This window comes from Desertibaculum subflavum, assembly GCA_003576705.1.
Classification (GTDB): Bacteria; Pseudomonadota; Alphaproteobacteria; order Ferrovibrionales; family Ferrovibrionaceae; genus Desertibaculum; species Desertibaculum subflavum.
In genome coordinates, this window is record QOZS01000065.1 from 1 (window position 1) to 17,419 (window position 17,419).

Sequence of the window (17,419 nt, forward strand, 5' to 3'; positions counted from 1 at the left end):
GGTCGCGGTGGCGAGCGCGGCGCGGCGCCAGGCGGGACTGAGCCGGCGTCCGGTGCGGCCGCGCTGCGCCAGCACGGCATCGGCGAGCGCCGCCACGCCCTCGCCCGAGGTCGCCGTGGTCTTCAGCACCTGGGGCGGCGGGCCGTCGCGCTCGGCCAGGCTCGCCGCCGCCGCAAGCTGGCGCGCCGTGCGCTCGGCCAGCGGCTGGTCGGCCTTGTTGACCACGAACATGTCGGCGATCTCCAGGATGCCGGCCTTGATCGCCTGCACCTCGTCGCCGAGGCCCGGCGCGACGACGACGATGCGGAGATCGGCGATGCCGGCGATCTCGACCTCGCTCTGGCCGGCGCCGACGGTCTCGACCAGCACGATGTCGCGGCCCGATGCGTCCATCACGTCGATCACCCGCTGCGCGGTGCGGGACAGGCCGCCGAGATGGCCGCGGCTCGCGAGGCTGCGCACGAACACGCCGTCATCCTCGGCATGCCGGCCCATGCGGATGCGGTCTCCCAGGATGGCGCCGCCGGTGACCGGGCTCGACGGATCGACGGCGACGACGCCGACGGTAAGGCGGCGCTGCCGGAGCTCGCCGATCAGCGCCGCGACCAGGGTCGATTTTCCGGCGCCGGGCGGGCCGGTGACGCCGAGCACCAGCGCACGGCCGAGCCGCGCGCGGATCGCCGCCAGGACGGCGAGCGCCTCGCCGGTCTCGTTCTCCACCGCAGTGATGGCGCGCGCCAGGGCCGCCCGCTCGCCGCGGGCGATGCCGCCGATCCAGGCCTCCCGCTTACTCACACGATGTCGAGCACGGCTTCCGGCGGCCGGCCGAGCGCGGCACGGCGCCCGGCGAACACGATCGGGCGCTCGATCAGGATCGGATGCGCCGCCATCGCGGCGATGATGGCGGCCGGCTTGGTGCCGGGCTTGTTCAGGCCGAGCTCCCTGGCGAGCGGCTCCTTGGCCCGCAGGAAGCGCGCCGGATCGCCGCCGAGCAGCGCCGCCGCGCGCTCGAGCTCAGCCTTCGAGGGCGGCGCCGCGAGATATTCGACGACGGCCGGCTCGATGCCGCGCTCGCGCAGCAGCGCCAGCGTCTTGCGCGAGGTGCTGCAGCGCGGGTTGTGCCAGATGGTCACCTGCATGGCCGCGAGTATAGGCGGGCGGGCGTCAGTCGTCGCCATCCTCCGCCTCGGCCGCGCCGTCGGGCTCGGCGGCGCGCTCGCGGTCGAGCGCCGGCTTGAGCCGGGCGAGCTCGGCCGCGAAGGCGTCCGGTCCGGTCAGCGGCGCGAGGCGGAAGGCGGGCGGCAGCAGGCGGCGCGGCGCCGCCTGGTAGGGCGATCCGACCGGGCCTTCCGACGCCGTCAGGGTCTGGGCGCCGATGCCAGTGAGGCCGAGCAGCAGGACGGCCGCGGCTTTCGCCCAGGGATGCGCCGGCGAGATCGAGCGCAGATGCAGGATGCAGATCGCGGCCAGCACCAGCCAGAACACCACGGTGCCGGAATCGACCAAGGCGCGCGAGGCGAAGGCGTAGGAGAAGAACCAGACGAATTCGTTCCACAGCGAATACACCAGCGTGCCGGCGACCGCGATCAGCAGGTTGCGCTCGAGCCGGGCCTGGCCGGTGAAGATGCGCGACAGCACCGACCAGATCGCCGTCCAGGCCACCAGAACCAGCGTCACGACCAGCGGCGTCAGCAGATAGCGGGACGCCCTCGGCTCCAGCGTGTCGTTCAGCCAGACGGACAGCATCTCGACGCCGACGACGACGGCGCCGAGGCCGAGCGCGATCGGCAGCAGGCGGCGCTGCGGCGCCGCCGCCCGTTCCGGCGGCAGCGCATGCGCCGCGTCGCGGATGCGGAGCCAGGTGTGGCCGATGCGCAGACGATGCTCGCCGTCGAGGACCAGTTGGTCGACCCGCCGCCCGTCGCGATCCAGGAAGGTGCCGTTGACGGAGCCCAGATCCTGCGCGACCAGCCGGCCATCGGCATCGCGCCGGACGCGGAGATGCTCGACCGCGACGAAGGGGTCGTCGACCACCACGTCGTTGCCGTAGCCCCGGCCGATGCGCAGTTCGGGCCCCGCACAGCGGTGGCGCGCCAGCACGTCGCCATGGCGCGACAAGAGCTCGACCCAGATCGCCGGCGCCGAATCGATTTGGGGCTCGGTCATTTCGCCCACCGGATCGCGTCGAGGAAGCGGCGCGTGGTGGCGAGCGCGTTCTCGAAGCTGACGCCCTGCAGGTTGAGCCGCGAGACCAGCGCCTCGCGGCTGCGGTCCTGGGTCACCACCGTGATGCCGACATCGTAGACGTCGTCGAACTTTCGATAGGCGCGGGCGCACCAGACGACCTGCAGCGCCGGCTGCGCCGAGGGGTCGGACGGCGCCACGAAATCCTCGTGGCATTGCTGCGGCGTGTACCAGCGCGACGACCAGCCGCCGGATGTCGGCTGGCTCCGCTGGGTGAGATAGGCGGCGAACTGGAAGGCGTTCAGGTCGACGCTCTTGACGTAGCTGTGGCTCAGCAGGATCAGACCGACATTGAGGCCGCTGGCGACGAAGACCCGCGTGTCGCTGCTGCAGCTGGTCGAGTTCGCCTGGGCGCGCTGGCGTGTGGCCTCCTCGGCATTGGTGCGCGCCCAGCAGGTGAACCAGGGCGCCGCGCTTTCCGGCACCTCGTAGGGCCCGAGCCGGGCGGCGCGGAAGCCGCGGCCATTGAAATCGGCATAGAGCGCGGCCTGCCAGTCCTTCAGCTGGCGCGCGATCTCGGCGCGCAGCTCCTTCGGCGCCGGCACCCCGCCGGCGCGGGCGCGCGTCACCAGCGCCTCGGCGAAGCGCGAGGGCACGAGAAAGCTGACCAGCTCGCCGTCGGTGCGCTTGGCAACGTTGATGCCGGCGACATGGCCGTCGGCCGTCACCGCCGGCCCGCCGCTCATGCCGGGATTGATCGCGCCGGAGAACAGGATGCGCTCGGTATAGCTGCGCTGGACCCGGGCGTTGTAGGTGCCCTCGACGATGGTGAAGCCGAGATCGAGCGGGTTGCCCATGGAGAAGAGGCGCTCGCCCTGCGGCAGCTCGCCCTGCGCGGCGCGCGCGCCGAAGCGGAAATAGGGCCGCGCCGCGCCGTCGAGCCGCACCACGGCGAGGTCGTTGGCGATGTCCATCGCGAGCAGCGTGAGCTCGCCGCTGGCGCCGTCGGCGGCGGTGTATTCCAGGCGATACGTGGCGGGATCGAGCGCGTATTGCGAGACGACGTGATAGTTGGTGACGGCAAGCCCGTCATCGCCAACCAGGAAGCCGGAACCGATCGACGATTGGCGTCCCGCCGCGGCGACCAGGGTGCGGACCTGCAGCAGCTGCGGCCTGGCGGTGGCGTAGATGCGCTCCGCGGTCGAGGAGAGCGGGCCGGCCGGCATCGGCGGCGCGGCGCGCTGCTGGGCGGGCGCGGCACCGGCGGCAAACGCCGCGAACGCGCCCGCGAGCAACAGTCTCAGGCCTGACCTCAACAAAACTGCTCCTGTCGCGCCGTCCGCCGTCAGCGGCGCCCTGCGGGCGACACTATGCAGCCGGGAAAACGGCCGCAAGCGCGCGGCTCCCAGGCTGCAACGTAGTCTCGTGGGCCTTTATGCGCCCTTTACGCCCATTCGCGTCAATCCGCATGGAAAACTCACGCGGGCCGACGCCATGTTCCGACCCATGCATGCGGAGCGGGCACATGGCTGACCTGGTGTTCATCGGAATCGGACTCGGCTTCTTTGTTGCCGCGGCGGTCTATGCGATCGCCTGCGAGCGGATGTGAGTCGCCCATGACCTTCGAGTTCCTGCTTGGCGGCGCGGTCGCGCTCGGCCTGCTCGTCTACCTCATCGTGGCGCTGCTGCGGCCGGAGAGGTTCTGAACATGACTCTTATCGGATGGCTGCAGATCGCGCTCGCGGTCGGCCTGGTGCTCGCCACGGTCGCGCCGCTCGGCGCTTACATGGCCCGCGTCTATGCCGGCGAGGTGCGGTTCCTGGCGCCGGTCGAGAACGGCTTCTACGCCCTTGCCGGTATCGATCCGCGCCGCGAGCAGAGCTGGGCCGGCTACACCATGGCGATGCTCGCCTTCAACGCGGCCGGCTTCGCGCTGCTGTATGGCATCCTGCGCCTGCAGGACGTGCTGCCGCTGAACCCGGCCGGCATGCCGGCGGTGCCGCCGGACCTCGCCTTCAACACCGCGGTCAGCTTCACCACCAACACCAACTGGCAGGCCTATGGCGGCGAGGCGACCTTGAGCCATTTCAGCCAGATGGCCGGCCTCACGGTACAGAATTTCGTCTCGGCGGCGACCGGCATGGCGATCGCCATCGCCTTCGCGCGCGCCTTCGCCCGCTCCGGCGCGACCACGATCGGCAATTTCTGGGCCGACATGACCCGTTCGACGCTCTACGTGCTGTTGCCGCTCGCACTCGTCATGGCGCTCGCGATGGTGCTGTTGGGCTTGCCGCAGAACCTGTCCGGCCCGGTCGAGGCGACCACCTTGGAGGGCGGCAAGCAGGCCATCGCGCAGGGCCCGGTGGCGAGCCAGCTCGCCATCAAGATGCTCGGCACCAATGGCGGCGGCTTCTTCAACGCCAACAGCGCGCATCCATACGAGAACCCGACCGCCTGGACCAACCTGCTGGAGCTGTGGGCCATTCTCGCCGTCGCCGCGGCGCTGACCGCCACCTTCGGCCGCATCGTCGGCGACCGGGCGCAGGGCCGCGCCCTGCTCGCCGCGATGCTGGTCATGCTCGGCGCCGGCATCGTCGCCTGCTACGGGGCGGAAGCCGCCGGCAACCCGATCCTGGCCAAGCTCGGCCTGACCGAGGCGGCCAACTGGGAAGGCAAGGAGACCCGCTTCGGTATCGCGACGTCGTCGCTCTGGGCGGTGTTCACGACCGCCGCCTCGAACGGCTCGGTCAATGCGATGCATGACAGCTTCACGCCGCTCGGCGGCCTCGTGCCGATGTTCAACATCCAGCTCGGCGAGATCGTCATCGGCGGCGTCGGCGCCGGGCTCTACGGCATGCTGCTCTATGCCATCCTGGCCGTCTTCGTCGCCGGGCTGATGGTGGGGCGCACGCCGGAATATCTCGGCAAGAAGATCGGCGGGCGCGAGGTCAAGCTCACCATGCTCGCCCTCCTGATCTCGCCGATGACCATCCTGGTCTTTACCGCACTTGCCTGTGTATGGCCGGGTGCGGCGGAGAGCCTCGCCAACCAGGGCCCGCACGGTTTCGGCGAGTATCTCTATGCCTACAGCTCCGGCGCCGGCAACAACGGCAGTGCCTTCGCCGGGCTCAGCGCCAACACGCCGTTCTTCAACATCACGATCGGCCTGGCGATGCTGTTCGGCCGCTTCCTGATGATCGTGCCGATGCTGGCGGTGGCGGGCAGCCTGGTGGCCAAGCCCAAGGTGGAACCGGGCGCCGGCACCTTCCCGACCACCGGGCCGATCTGGGTCGGCCTGCTGGTCGGCGTGATCTTGATCCTCGGCGGCCTCACCTTCTTCCCCGCGCTCGCCCTCGGCCCGCTGGTCGAGCACTTCGCGATGCAGGCCGGCGATCTGTTCTGAGGAACCCGTCCATGGATGTCCGCGCCCATATCTCCCTGTTCGACCCCGCCGTTCTGCGCGGCGCGGCGGGTAGCGCCGTCGCCAAGCTCGACCCGCGCTCGCTGGTCAGGAATCCGGTCATCTTCGTCACCGCCGCGGTCGCCGCGCTGACCACCATCCTGTTCGTGCGCGACCTTGCCGGCGGCGGCGATGCCGGCTTCACCGGCCAGATCGCCGCCTGGCTCTGGTTCACCGTGCTGTTCGCCAATTTCGCCGAAGCGGTGGCGGAAGGCCGCGGCAAGGCGCAGGCCGATACCCTGCGCAGGACCCGCGCCGACGCCGTGGCCAGACGCATCGGTGCTGGCAACGCGGTCGAGACCGTGCCCGCGCTCGAGCTCCGGGAAGGCGATGTCGTTCTGGTCGAGGCCGGCGATGTGATCCCGGCCGACGGCGACGTGATCGAAGGCGTCGCCAGCGTGGACGAGAGCGCCATCACCGGCGAGAGCGCGCCGGTGATTCGCGAATCCGGCGGCGACCGCTCGGCCGTCACCGGCGGCACCCGCGTGCTGTCCGACTGGATCAAGGTGCGCGTCACTGCCGCACCGGGCGGCGGTTTCCTCGACCGCATGATCGCGCTGGTCGAAGGCGCCGAGCGGCAGAAGACGCCGAACGAGATCGCGCTCGCCATCCTGCTCGCCGCCATGACCATCATCTTCCTGGTGGCGACGGTGACCATCGAGGGCTTCGCGCTTCATGCCGGGGCGACCGTCCCGGTCGCCATCCTGTCGGCCCTGCTGGTCACCCTGATCCCGACCACCATCGGCGGCCTGCTTTCCGCGATCGGCATCGCCGGCATGGACCGCCTGGTGCAGTTCAACGTGCTGGCGAAGTCGGGCCGCGCGGTGGAGGCGGCCGGCGATGTCGACACCCTGCTGCTCGACAAGACCGGCACCATCACGCTCGGCAACCGCATGGCGGCGGAAATCGTGCCGGCGTCGGGCATTGCCGAGCGCGAGCTGGCGGAAGCCGCGCTGCTCGCGAGCCTCGCCGACGAGACGCCGGAAGGCCGCAGCATCGTCGCCCTGATCCATGAGCGCCACGGCGTGACCGCCGACGCGGCCGGCGGCAGCTTCGTCCCCTTCACCGCGCAGAGCCGGATGAGCGGCATCGATATCGGCACGCGCCAGATCCGCAAGGGCGCCGTCGACGCCATCAAGGCCTGGGCCGGCGGCGCGCTCGCGCCGGCCATCGCCGAAGCGGTGGACCGTATCGCGCGCGGCGGCGGGACGCCGCTCGCCGTCGCCGACGACCGCCGCATCCTTGGTGTCATCCACCTGAAGGACGTGATCAAGGACGGCATCAAGGAGCGCTTCGTGGAGCTCCGCCGCATGGGCATCCGCACGGTGATGATCACCGGCGACAACAAGCTGACCGCCGCCGCCATCGCGGCGGAAGCCGGCGTCGACGACTTCCTTGCCCAGGCGACGCCGGAGGCGAAGCTCGAGCTGATCCGCGCCGAGCAGGCCAAAGGCAAGCTGGTCGCCATGTGCGGCGACGGCACCAACGACGCGCCGGCGCTGGCGCAGGCCGATGTCGGGGTCGCCATGAACACCGGCACCCAGGCGGCGCGGGAGGCCGGCAACATGGTCGATCTCGACAGCGACCCGACCAAGCTGATCGAGGTCGTCGCCATCGGCAAGCAGCTCCTGATGACGCGCGGCGCGCTGACCACCTTCTCGATCGCCAACGACGTGGCGAAGTATTTCGCCATCATTCCGGCGATCTTCATCGCCACATATCCGCAGCTCGGCGCGCTCAACGTCATGGGACTGGCGACGCCCGAAAGCGCCATCCTGTCGGCGGTGATCTTCAACGCTTTGATCATCGTCGCGCTGATCCCGCTTGCCCTGAAGGGCCTCGCCTATCGCCCGGCCGGCGCCGCGGCCGTGCTGCGGCGGAACCTGCTGATCTACGGCCTCGGCGGCCTCGTCGTGCCCTTCATCGGCATCAAGCTGATCGACATGGCCGTCGCCGCCATCGGTCTTGCTTGAGAGGCTCGCCATGCTCACTCATCTGCGCCCCGCGCTTGCGATGACCCTGCTGTTCACGCTGCTGACCGGCATCGCCTATCCGCTGGCGATGACCGGCATCGCCCAGGCGATCGCGCCCGAGGCGGCGAATGGCAGCCTGATCGAACGTGACGGCAAGGTGATCGGCTCGAGCCTGATCGGGCAGGGCTTCAGCGACCCGAAGTATTTCTGGCCGCGTCCATCGGCTGCCGGCAAGTCAGGCTATGACGGCACGTCTTCGAGCGGCTCCAACCTCGGCCCGACATCGAAAGCCCTAATGGCGCGCATCCAGGGCGACATCGACAAGGTGAAGGATGGCAGCGCCCCGGTCCCGACCGAACTGGTGACCGCCTCCGCCAGCGGACTCGATCCGCATATCTCGCCGGCCGCCGCGCTCTACCAGGTGCCGCGGGTCGCCCGGGCACGCGGCCTGCCCGAAGCCACGATCCGCGACCTGGTGCTGCGGCAGGCGGAGGGCCGCGCCCTCGGCTTCATCGGCGAGCCCCGGGTCAACGTTCTTCGGCTAAACTTGGCGCTCGATGGCATCGCCCGACGCCCCCAGGGATGACGCGAGCCGCGGCGACGGCGCCCGCCCGTCGCCCGAGGCGCTGCTCGACGTTGCCCGGCGCGAGGGGCGCGGCCGGCTGAAGATCTATCTCGGCGCCGCGCCCGGTGTCGGCAAGACCTTCGCCATGCTGGAAGGCGGGCATGGCCGCCGCCGCGACGGCGTCGATGTCGTGGTCGGCGTGGTCGAGACGCATGGCCGGCGCGAGACCGAGGCGCTGATCCAGGGTCTCGACGTGCTGCCGCGCCAGACCATTCCCTATCGCGGCCAGCAGCTCGCCGAATTCGATCTCGACGCGGCGCTGGCCCGGCGGCCGCGCCTGATCCTGATCGACGAGCTCGCCCATACCAACGCACCGGGCAGCCGCCATCCCAAGCGCTACCAGGATGTCGAGGAGCTGCTCGCCGCCGGCATCGACGTCTACACCACGCTCAACGTCCAGCACCTGGAGAGCCTGAACGACGTGGTGGCGCGCATCACCCGCGTGCGGGTGCGCGAGACCCTGCCCGACGAGGTGCTGCAGAGCGCCGACGAGGTCGAGCTGGTCGACCTCACGCCCGGCGACCTGATCAAGCGGCTCGCCGAGGGCAAGGTCTATGTCGAGGGCCAAGCCAAGCGCGCCGTCGCGCATTTCTTCAAGCCCGGCAACATCACGGCTTTGCGCGAGCTGGCGCTGCGCCGCGTCGCCGAGCGGGTCGACGACCAGATGGTCGACTACATGCGCCAGCATGCGATCGCCGGGCCGTGGGCGGCCGGCGACCGGCTGCTCGCCTGCATCGGCCCGGATACCGGCTCGACCGCGCTGGTGCGCGCGACCCGTCGGCTCGCCGACCAGCTGCACGCGCCGTGGACGGCCGTCTATGTGGAGATGCCGGGCCATTACCGCCTGAACCAGGCCGCGCGCGACCGCATCAACGAGGCGCTGCGCCTCGCCGAGCAGCTCGACGGCGAAGCGGTGACCCTGCCGGCGCGCGACCTGGTGGAAGAGGTCCTGCGCTATGCCGGGAGCCGCAACGTCACCCAGATCGTGATCGGCCGCCGCCGCACCAGCTGGCTGCGCCGCGTGTTCGGGCGCTCGCTGGTCGATGCGCTGGTGCGGGCGAGCGGCGACGTCGCCGTGCATGTCGTGCCGCTGGAGCCCTCGCCGGAGCGGCGCTGGCGCTGGCTCCGGCGCTTCGCGGTGCCGCAGGACTGGCCGCCCTTCGCCCTCTCGGTCGGCTATGTGGTCGGCGCGGTCGCCGCCGGCGCGGCGCTGGAGCATGTGATCGAGTTGCCGAGCCCGGCTCCGCTGTTTTTGGTTGCCGTGGTCCTGGCGGCGGTGCGGCACGGCCTTTGGCCCTCCGTCGTCGCCACGGCTGCCGCCTTTCTTGGCTACAATTTCTTCTTCACCGAGCCGCGCTACACCTTCACCGTCGCTCGGCCGCACGAATTGGTCGGCCTGTTCCTGTTCCTGCTGGTCGCCATCCTGGTCAGCGGCATCGCCGCCCGCGTCCGCGACCAGGCGATCGATGCGCGCCAGCGAGTGCGCACGCAAAGCCTGCTGCTCGATTTCAGCCGCAAGCTGGTGACCGCGACCGGGCTCGACGACCTGCTCTGGGCGGCGAGCTACCAGATCGCCGCCGCGCTGCAGGGCCAGGCCATCATCCTGCTGGCCGAAGGCGACGACCTGCGCATCGCCGGCGCCTTCCCGCCGGAGGAGGATCTCGATCCCGGCGACTGGATGGCGGCGCGCTGGGCCTGGGGCCACGGCGAGGCGGCCGGCCACGGCACCGATACCCTGCCGAACCGCGCCTGGCGGTTCGAGCCGATGCGGACCGCGCGCGGCCGGCTCGGCGCCGTGGGATTGCGCGGTCCGGACGGGCCGGCGGAGCTCGACGCCGAGCAGCAGCGCGTCCTGGCCGGCCTGATCGACCAGACCGCGCTCGCGGTCGAGCGCAGCCAGCTCGACCGCGAGATGGCCGAGGCGCGCGTGCTGACCGCGACGGAGAAGCTGCGCGACGCGCTGCTCTCCTCGGTCAGCCACGACCTGAAGACGCCGCTCGCTTCCATCATCGGCGCAGTGACCAGCCTGAAATCCTATGGCGCCGGCTACGACGCGGCGACGCGGGCCGACCTGCTCGACACCATCCAGGAGGAGGCCGAGCGGCTCGGCCGTTTCGTGCGCAACCTGCTCGACATGACGCGGCTCGAATCCGGCATGCTGGCGCCCAGGCTCGACTGGGTCGCCGCCGCCGACCTGGTCGCCGCGGCGGCGCGCCGCGCCCGGCGCGAGCTCGGCGACCGCCCGCTCGAGATCAAGGTCGAGCCGGATCTGCCGCTGCTCAAGGTCGACAGCATCCTGATGGAACAGGTGCTGTTCAACCTGCTCGACAACGCGGCGAAATACTCCCCGGCCGGCAGCGCGGTCGAGATCGCCGCGCGGCGCGAGGGCACGGAGGTCGTCATCGCCGTCGCCGATCGCGGCCAGGGCATCCCGGCGGAGGAGATCGCCCATGTGTTCGAAAAATTCCGCCGCGTGGCGCGCGGCGACCGCCAGGTCGCCGGCACCGGCCTTGGCCTCGCGGTGTGCAGGGGCATCGTCGAGGCGCATGGCGGCCACATCACGGCGCAGAGTCCGCGGCCCGGCGGCCTGGGGACGACGCAGGGCACGATGCCGGGCACCTTGATGCGCATCGCGCTGCCGGTGGTGACGGCGCCGAAGCTGGAGACGACGGCGTGACCGGCACGCCGCTGACCACCATCCTGATCGTCGACGACGAACCGCAGATCCGCCGCTTCCTTCGCCCGAGCCTTGCGGCCCAGGGCTATGCGGTGGTCGAGGCGGCGAGCGGCGAGGAGGCGCTCGCGCGCGCCGCCGAGGCCAAGCCCGACGTGATCATCCTGGATCTCGGCCTGCCCGATCTCGACGGCATCGAGGTGATCCGGCGCCTGCGCGAATGGACCGAGATGCCGATCGTCGTGCTGAGCGTGCGCAGCCGCGAGGCGGACAAGATCGCCGCCCTCGATGCCGGCGCCGACGATTACGTGGAGAAGCCCTTCGCCATGGGCGAGCTGCTGGCGCGGCTGCGCGCCGCCCTGCGACACCGCCTGCGCCAGGCCGGCGAGGCGCCGATTTTCCGCGCGGGCGCGCTCGCCGTCGACCTGGTGCGCCGAGAGATATCGCTGGCGGGCGAACCGGTGAAGCTGTCGCCCAAGGAATACGAGCTGCTGCGCCTGCTGGTGCAGCACGCCGGCAGGGTGGTGACCCAGCGCCAACTGCTCAAGGAAGTCTGGGGACCGGCCCATGTCGAGGACACCCAATACCTCCGCGTCTATATCGGCCAGCTGCGCGACAAGCTCGGCGACGACGCGACCAAGCCGCATCTGATCGCGACCGAGCCCGGCGTGGGCTATCGGCTGCTGGTCGAGCTGGCGGGCGACGCGCAACGCTGACGAGCGCCCCGGTCGACCGCCCCCGGGCGCACCCGGCCGGCCCCGCATCTATGCCGCTCCTGATCACATTTTGGGCAACGGCTCATTTTTGACAGAATCTTACGGTGAAATTTTAGTCTGGAATTTCATCAAGATATGGTGTGTGATTCGCGACAGGGAGCCAAGTTATGGGTGGTCTGGGAAATTTCGGAGATTGGGAGCCGTGCCCTGCGGAGACACCCGCCAGCCCGGCGCGCGCCCGCCACGTCGCCTCCCGGACAGCCCAATTCCCTACGCCGAGCGGCCTACCAGTATTTTCAATGTCCATTAACCAACCTATTTCACCATTGGCAACGGATCGGCACGCAGCGAGTTGGAAAAACTGCCAAGCCGATCCCGAGGGAACAAGGGAATCGAAGCGGGAGTTTGAAGAGAACAGAAACAGGACTGGCATCCTTCGTGCAATTGATCGATGCGCATACCGCGAACTCAGGATCGATAGCGAAGCGAGCGAACGAACAGTCTGAACGAAGCAGTTGGTGACCGAACGCAGATCCCGGGGGGAGCGATTAGGTAAGAGGACGCTCCGACGATGTTGTCATCGTTCCGTCTGACCGCCATAGCCAAGACCGTCTTCAGGTCGCTCACCGAATTTTGCCTGCCTCTCGACGCAGCGCAGCCCGTTCCCGTGCCGGTGCGCGCCGCCTCCCGCCGCCGCGCGGCGACGGAATCCCGACACGCCGCCGCCTTCCATTCGCCCACACCGCGCTTGATCGTCTACTGGCCGAGCCGGCGCACTCGGCCCCTCGCCCGCGCGCTTGCGATTGCATGCGCGCTCCTCGCAACCGATCGCCTGCCGATCGTCAAGCCCAAGGTGCCCGCCCGATGACGTATCAGCCCGACGTCTTTGAGCTCTACAGCACGATCTTCGAGAACCGGAAGGAGAGCGAGCTCTCCCTCCGCGAGTATCTCGCGCTGTGCCGCGACGAGCCGACCACCTTCGCCACCGCGGCGGAGCGCATGGTCGCCGCGATCGGCGAGCCCACCGTCATCGACACGGCGCAGGATCCGCGCCTCGGCCGCATCTTCATGAACCGGTCGATCAAGCGCTATCCCGCCTTCGCCGACTTCTACGGCATGGAGGAGACGATCGAGCGCATCGTCGGCTTCTTCAAGCATGCGGCGCAGGGGCTGGAGGAGCGCAAGCAGATCCTCTACCTGCTGGGTCCGGTCGGCGGCGGCAAGTCCTCGCTGGCCGAGCGGCTGAAGACCCTGATGGAGAAGCTGCCGATCTACGTGCTGAAGGCCGGCGACCAGATCAGCCCGGTCTTCGAATCGCCACTCGGCATCTTCGACCCCGACCGCATCGGCCCGGTGCTGGAAGAGAAGTACGGCATCACCCGCCGGCACCTGACCGGCCTGATGTCGCCCTGGGCGGTGAAGCGGATCAAGGAATTCGACGGGGACATCTCGCGCTTCACCGTGGTCAAGCTGTATCCCTCGAAAGTGCACCAGGTCGGCGTCGCCAAGACCGAGCCGGGCGACGACAACAACCAGGACGTCTCGTCGCTGGTCGGCAAGGTCGACATCCGCAAGCTCGAATTCTTCAGCCAGAGCGATCCGGACGCCTATTCGTTCTCCGGCGGCCTGAACATGACGACCCAGGGCCTCTTGGAATTCGTCGAGATGTTCAAGGCGCCGATCAAGATGCTGCACCCGCTGCTGACGGCGACGCAGGAAGGCAATTATGTCGGCACCGAGAGCGTCGGCGCCATTCCCTATCAGGGCATCGTGCTGGCGCATTCGAACGAGGCGGAGTGGCAGACCTTCCGCAACAACCGCAACAACGAGGCCTTCATCGACCGCATCAGCGTGGTGAAGGTGCCGTACTGCCTGCGGGTCGGCGAGGAGACGCAGATCTACGAGAAGCTGCTGCAGTCGTCCGACCTGGCCAAGGCGCCCTGCGCGCCCGGCACGCTCGACATGCTGTCGCAGTTCTGCGTGCTGTCGCGCCTGCGCGAACACGAGAACTCCAACCTGTATTCGAAGATGCGGGTCTATAACGGCGAGAACCTGAAGGACGTCGACCCCAAGGCGAAGTCCATGCAGGAATACAAGGACGTCGCCGGCGTCGACGAGGGCATGGCCGGCGTCTCGACCCGGTTCGCCTTCAAGGTGCTGTCGGAGACCTTCAACTTCGACAACGAGGAAGTGGCGGCCGATCCGGTGCACCTGATGTACGTGCTGGAACAGTCGATCCGCCGCACGCAGTATCCGGAAGCGACCGAGAAGCAGTACATCGAGTTCATCAAGAGCGAGCTGGCGCCGCGCTATGCCGAGTTCATCGGCAACGAGATCCAGAAGTCGTACCTGGAGAGCTACGGCGACTACGGCCAGAACCTGTTCGACCGCTATGTCGCCTATGCCGATGCCTGGGTCGAGGACCAGGACTTCAAGGACCCGGATACCGGCCAGCTGTTCGACCGCAAGATGCTGGACCAGGAGCTCAGCAAGATCGAGAAGCCGGCCGGCATCGCCAACCCGAAGGATTTCCGCAACGAGGTGGTGAAGTTCGCGCTGCGCTCGCGCGCGGCGCAGGGCGGCAAGAACCCGTCCTGGACCTCCTACGAGAAGATCCGCGAGGTGATCGAGCGGCGCATGTTCTCGCAGGTCGAGGATCTGCTGCCGGTGATCTCGTTCGGCACCAAGGGCGACAAGGACACCGAGAAGAAGCACACCGATTTCGTCGCCCGCATGGTCAGCCGCGGCTACACCGCCCGGCAGACCCGGCGCCTGGTCGAGTGGTACATGCGCGTCAACAAGGCCGGGTGAGCCTGTCACCACCCGGCAGGGGAGTAGTCCCGTGGGCATGAACATCGTCGATCGGCGGCTCAACCCGAAAGGCAAGAGCCACACCAATCGGCAGCGTTTCATCCGCCTGGCGCGCGAGACCATCAAGGAAGCGGTGGTGCGCTCCATCAAGGATCGCGCGCTGGGCGACGTCGACAGCAAGGAAGTGGTGAACATCCCGCGCGCCCGCATCCACGAGCCGCGCTTCCACCACTCGTCCCAGGGCGGCATCCGCGACCATGTGCTGCCCGGCAACAAGGAGTACGTGCAGGGCGACACGCTGCCGAAGCCGCAGGGCGGCGAAGGCGGCGGCGGCGGCCGCGAGGGCAGCCCGGACGGCGAGGGCGAGGACAGCTTCCAGTTCACCTTGAGCCGCGACGAGTACCTCAACATCCTGTTCGAGGAGCTCGAGCTGCCCGACCTGGCCAAGACCTTCCTGAAGGACGCCACCGCCTTCAAGAGCGCGCGTGCCGGCTTTTCCACCTCGGGCTCGCCGAACAACCTGAACCTGGTCCGCACCATGCGGAACAGCCTGGCGCGGCGCATCTCGCTCGCCCGCCCGAAGCCGAGGGAGCTGGAGGAGATCGAGGCGCAGCTCGAAGCCGCGAAATCCGCCGGCGACCGCGATCTGGTCGCCCAGCTGGAGCTGCGGCGCGATCAGGTGATCCGCCGCGCCAAGCGGATCGCCTATATCGATCCGGTCGACCTGCGCTACAACCGGTTCGAGCGGGTGCCGAAGCCGAACGCGCAGGCGGTGATGTTCTGCCTGATGGACGTCTCGGGCTCGATGAGCGAGTACATGAAGGACCTGGCCAAGCGGTTCTTCCTGCTGCTGCACCTGTTCCTGACCCGCAAGTACGAGCATGTCGACGTGGTGTTCATCCGCCACACCTCGGAGGCGAAGGAAGTCGACGAGGAGACCTTCTTCCGGAGCCGCGAGACCGGCGGCACCGTCGTCTCGACCGCGCTGGAGGAGATGAAGCGCATCGTCGCCGAGCGCTACTCGCCGGACGAGTGGAACATCTATGCCGCGCAGGCCTCCGACGGCGACAATTATCCATCCGATAGCGAGCCGTCGATGCGCCTCCTGCGCGACGACATCCTGCCGCAGACCCAGTACTTCGCCTATATCGAGGTGCTGGACGAGCGCGAGATGGGCATGTTCCGCTCGGAGATGAACGTCTCGACCCTCTGGCGCGATTACAAGGTGGTGGCCGGCGAGTTTCCCAACCTGGCGATGAAGCGGGTATTCTCCAAGGCAGACATCTTCCCGGTGTTCCACCAGTTGTTCTCCAAGACGCGCGCCGTCGCCTGAGGTCATCTCATGTCCGAAGCCACCGCCGTCGCCGCATCCCCCGCCGCTCCTGGTCCCGCCGCGCCCGCCGTGCAGAAGTCGAAGCTGCTGTTCGAGACCAGCGAGTGGAATTTCGACACGCTGAAGCGCACCTTCGATGCGATCGAGGACGTGGCGCTGAACGAGCTCGGCCTCGACTGCTATCCGAACCAGATCGAGCTGATCTCGTCCGAGCAGATGCTGGATGCCTATTCCTCCATCGGCATGCCGGTCTTCTATAGCCACTGGTCGTTCGGCAAGCGCTTCGCCCGCGACGAGGTGATGTACCGCAAGGGCTATGTGGGCCTCGCCTACGAGATCGTCATCAACTCCGATCCCTGCATCGCCTATCTCATGGAAGAGAACACCATGACGATGCAGGCGCTGGTGATCGCGCATGCCGCCTTCGGCCACAACCACTTCTTCAAGAACAACTACCTGTTCAAGGAATGGACCGACGCGGAAGGCATCCTGGACTACCTGAACTTCGCCAAGACCTATGTGGCAAAGTGCGAGGAGAAGCACGGCGTCGCCGCCGTCGAGCGCGTGCTGGACGCGGCGCATGCGCTGATGGACCAGGGCGTCAACCGCTATGGCCGCCGCGCCAGGCCTTCGCTCGCCGACGAGCGCAAGCGCAGCGAAGCGCGCCGCAAACACAAGGAAGAGACCTACAACGACCTGTGGCGCACCCTGCCGCGCGGCGCCGGCGCGCTGAATTCGCCGGCCGCGGCGAAGAAGGTCGACCAGGCGCATGACCGGCTCGGCCTGCCGGAAGAGAACCTGCTCTACTTCATCGAGAAGTTCTCGCCCAAGCTCCGGGACTGGGAGCGCGAGCTGGTGCGGATCGTGCGCAACATCGCGCAGTATTTCTATCCGCAGAAGATGACCAAGATGATGAACGAGGGCTGCGCCACCTACGTTCACTACCGCATCATGAACCGGCTGTACGACCAGGGCCGGATCGGCGAAGGCTCGATGCTGGAATTCCTGGCGAGCCACGCCAACGTGGTGTTCCAGCCGGAATTCGACGACCGCCGCTACAGCGGCATCAATCCCTACGCGCTCGGCTTCGCCATGATGCAGGACATCGAGCGCATCGCGACCGAGCCGACCGACGAGGACCGCCAGTATCTGCCGCAGATCGCCGGCTGCGGCGATGCGATGGGCGCGCTGAAGCAGGCCTGGGCCGAGTTCCGCGACGACAGCTTTGTCGCGCAATACCTGAGCCCGCACCTGATGCGGAAGCTGCGCCTGTTCCGCCTCGGCGACCGGCCCGACGAGCCGCATTACCGCGTCGATGCGATCCACGACGAGCGCGGCTATGACCGCGTGCGCCGCGCGCTGGCCCGCACCTACGACCCGGGCGTGCGCGACCCCAACATCCAGGTCAGCGATGTCGACCTGATGGGCAGCCGCAAGCTGCTGTTGACCCACCACCTGAACAACGACGTTCCGCTGGCCGAGAGCGACGCCCGCGCGGTGCTCGCCTATATCGCCGATCTCTGGGGCTACGACGCCGAGCTGAAAGGCGTCAGCGCCGACGACAGCGTCAAGTACACCTACGAGGCGAGCCCGCGGAGCTGAGCGCGCCCTGCGGCGGTTGACGCAAGGGCCCCGACGGAATT

14 protein-coding genes are annotated in these 17,419 nt (G+C 68.7%); 10 read left to right on the forward strand and 4 right to left on the reverse strand.

Going from position 1 to position 17,419, the window contains the following annotated elements; genetic code table 11:
• The 4 genes from meaB to DT074_RS24200 form a co-directional block, all read right to left on the reverse strand.
• A partial coding sequence (meaB, locus tag DT074_RS24185; RefSeq protein ID WP_119422436.1) for a methylmalonyl Co-A mutase-associated GTPase MeaB occupies positions 1-795 on the reverse strand: 795 nt, incomplete at its 3' end.
• Positions 792-1,178, reverse strand: coding sequence for an arsenate reductase (glutaredoxin) (gene arsC, locus DT074_RS24190; protein ID WP_368744880.1), 387 nt, complete (start codon positions 1,176-1,178; stop codon positions 792-794). The genes meaB and arsC, both read right to left, overlap by 4 nt.
• Positions 1,165-2,166, reverse strand: coding sequence for an FHA domain-containing protein (locus DT074_RS24195; protein WP_119422438.1), 1,002 nt, complete (start codon positions 2,164-2,166; stop codon positions 1,165-1,167). The genes arsC and DT074_RS24195 overlap by 14 nt, the downstream gene beginning before the upstream one ends.
• On the reverse strand, positions 2,163-3,500 hold the full coding sequence (locus DT074_RS24200; RefSeq protein WP_368744881.1) for a S1C family serine protease: 1,338 nt from the start codon (positions 3,498-3,500) through the stop codon (positions 2,163-2,165). Before DT074_RS24200 ends, DT074_RS24195 begins: the two co-directional genes overlap by 4 nt.
• A gap of 300 nt (positions 3,501-3,800) precedes the next feature.
• Between DT074_RS24200 and kdpF the strand changes: the two genes are divergently transcribed.
• The 10 genes from kdpF to DT074_RS24250 all read left to right on the forward strand — a co-directional run bounded on the left by kdpF (position 3,801) and on the right by DT074_RS24250 (position 17,378).
• Positions 3,801-3,890 (forward strand): K(+)-transporting ATPase subunit F, encoded by a 90-nt coding sequence (gene kdpF, locus DT074_RS24205; RefSeq protein WP_119422439.1) that lies wholly within the window; start codon positions 3,801-3,803, stop codon positions 3,888-3,890.
• A 2-nt stretch (positions 3,891-3,892) separates the two neighbouring features.
• Positions 3,893-5,587 (forward strand): potassium-transporting ATPase subunit KdpA, encoded by a 1,695-nt coding sequence (kdpA, locus tag DT074_RS24210; RefSeq protein ID WP_119422440.1) that lies wholly within the window; start codon positions 3,893-3,895, stop codon positions 5,585-5,587.
• An 11-nt stretch (positions 5,588-5,598) separates the two neighbouring features.
• Positions 5,599-7,617 (forward strand): potassium-transporting ATPase subunit KdpB, encoded by a 2,019-nt coding sequence (gene kdpB, locus DT074_RS24215; RefSeq protein ID WP_119422441.1) that lies wholly within the window; start codon positions 5,599-5,601, stop codon positions 7,615-7,617.
• Positions 7,618-7,627: 10 nt separating this feature from the next.
• Positions 7,628-8,203 (forward strand): potassium-transporting ATPase subunit KdpC, encoded by a 576-nt coding sequence (gene kdpC, locus DT074_RS24220; RefSeq protein ID WP_119422442.1) that lies wholly within the window; start codon positions 7,628-7,630, stop codon positions 8,201-8,203.
• Positions 8,175-10,919, forward strand: a complete 2,745-nt coding sequence (locus DT074_RS24225; protein WP_119422443.1) for a DUF4118 domain-containing protein — start codon at positions 8,175-8,177, stop codon at positions 10,917-10,919. The genes kdpC and DT074_RS24225 overlap by 29 nt, the downstream gene beginning before the upstream one ends.
• Positions 10,916-11,632 carry a response regulator gene (locus DT074_RS24230; protein WP_119422444.1) on the forward strand — a complete coding sequence of 239 codons (717 nt, stop codon included), beginning with the start codon at positions 10,916-10,918 and terminating at the stop codon, positions 11,630-11,632. The genes DT074_RS24225 and DT074_RS24230 overlap by 4 nt, the downstream gene beginning before the upstream one ends.
• A 571-nt stretch (positions 11,633-12,203) precedes the next feature.
• Entirely contained in the window at positions 12,204-12,500 is a 297-nt protein-coding gene (locus tag DT074_RS24235) for a hypothetical protein (protein WP_119422445.1), read from the forward strand.
• Positions 12,497-14,443, forward strand: a complete 1,947-nt coding sequence (locus DT074_RS24240; protein WP_119422446.1) for a PrkA family serine protein kinase — start codon at positions 12,497-12,499, stop codon at positions 14,441-14,443. Before DT074_RS24235 ends, DT074_RS24240 begins: the two co-directional genes overlap by 4 nt.
• A gap of 37 nt (positions 14,444-14,480) precedes the next feature.
• Positions 14,481-15,776: a YeaH/YhbH family protein gene (locus DT074_RS24245; protein ID WP_119422447.1), complete on the forward strand. Its 1,296-nt coding sequence runs from the start codon at positions 14,481-14,483 to the stop codon at positions 15,774-15,776.
• A 9-nt stretch (positions 15,777-15,785) separates the two neighbouring features.
• Positions 15,786-17,378, forward strand: coding sequence for a SpoVR family protein (locus tag DT074_RS24250; protein WP_119422448.1), 1,593 nt, complete (start codon positions 15,786-15,788; stop codon positions 17,376-17,378).
• Positions 17,379-17,419: the final 41 nt, after the last annotated feature.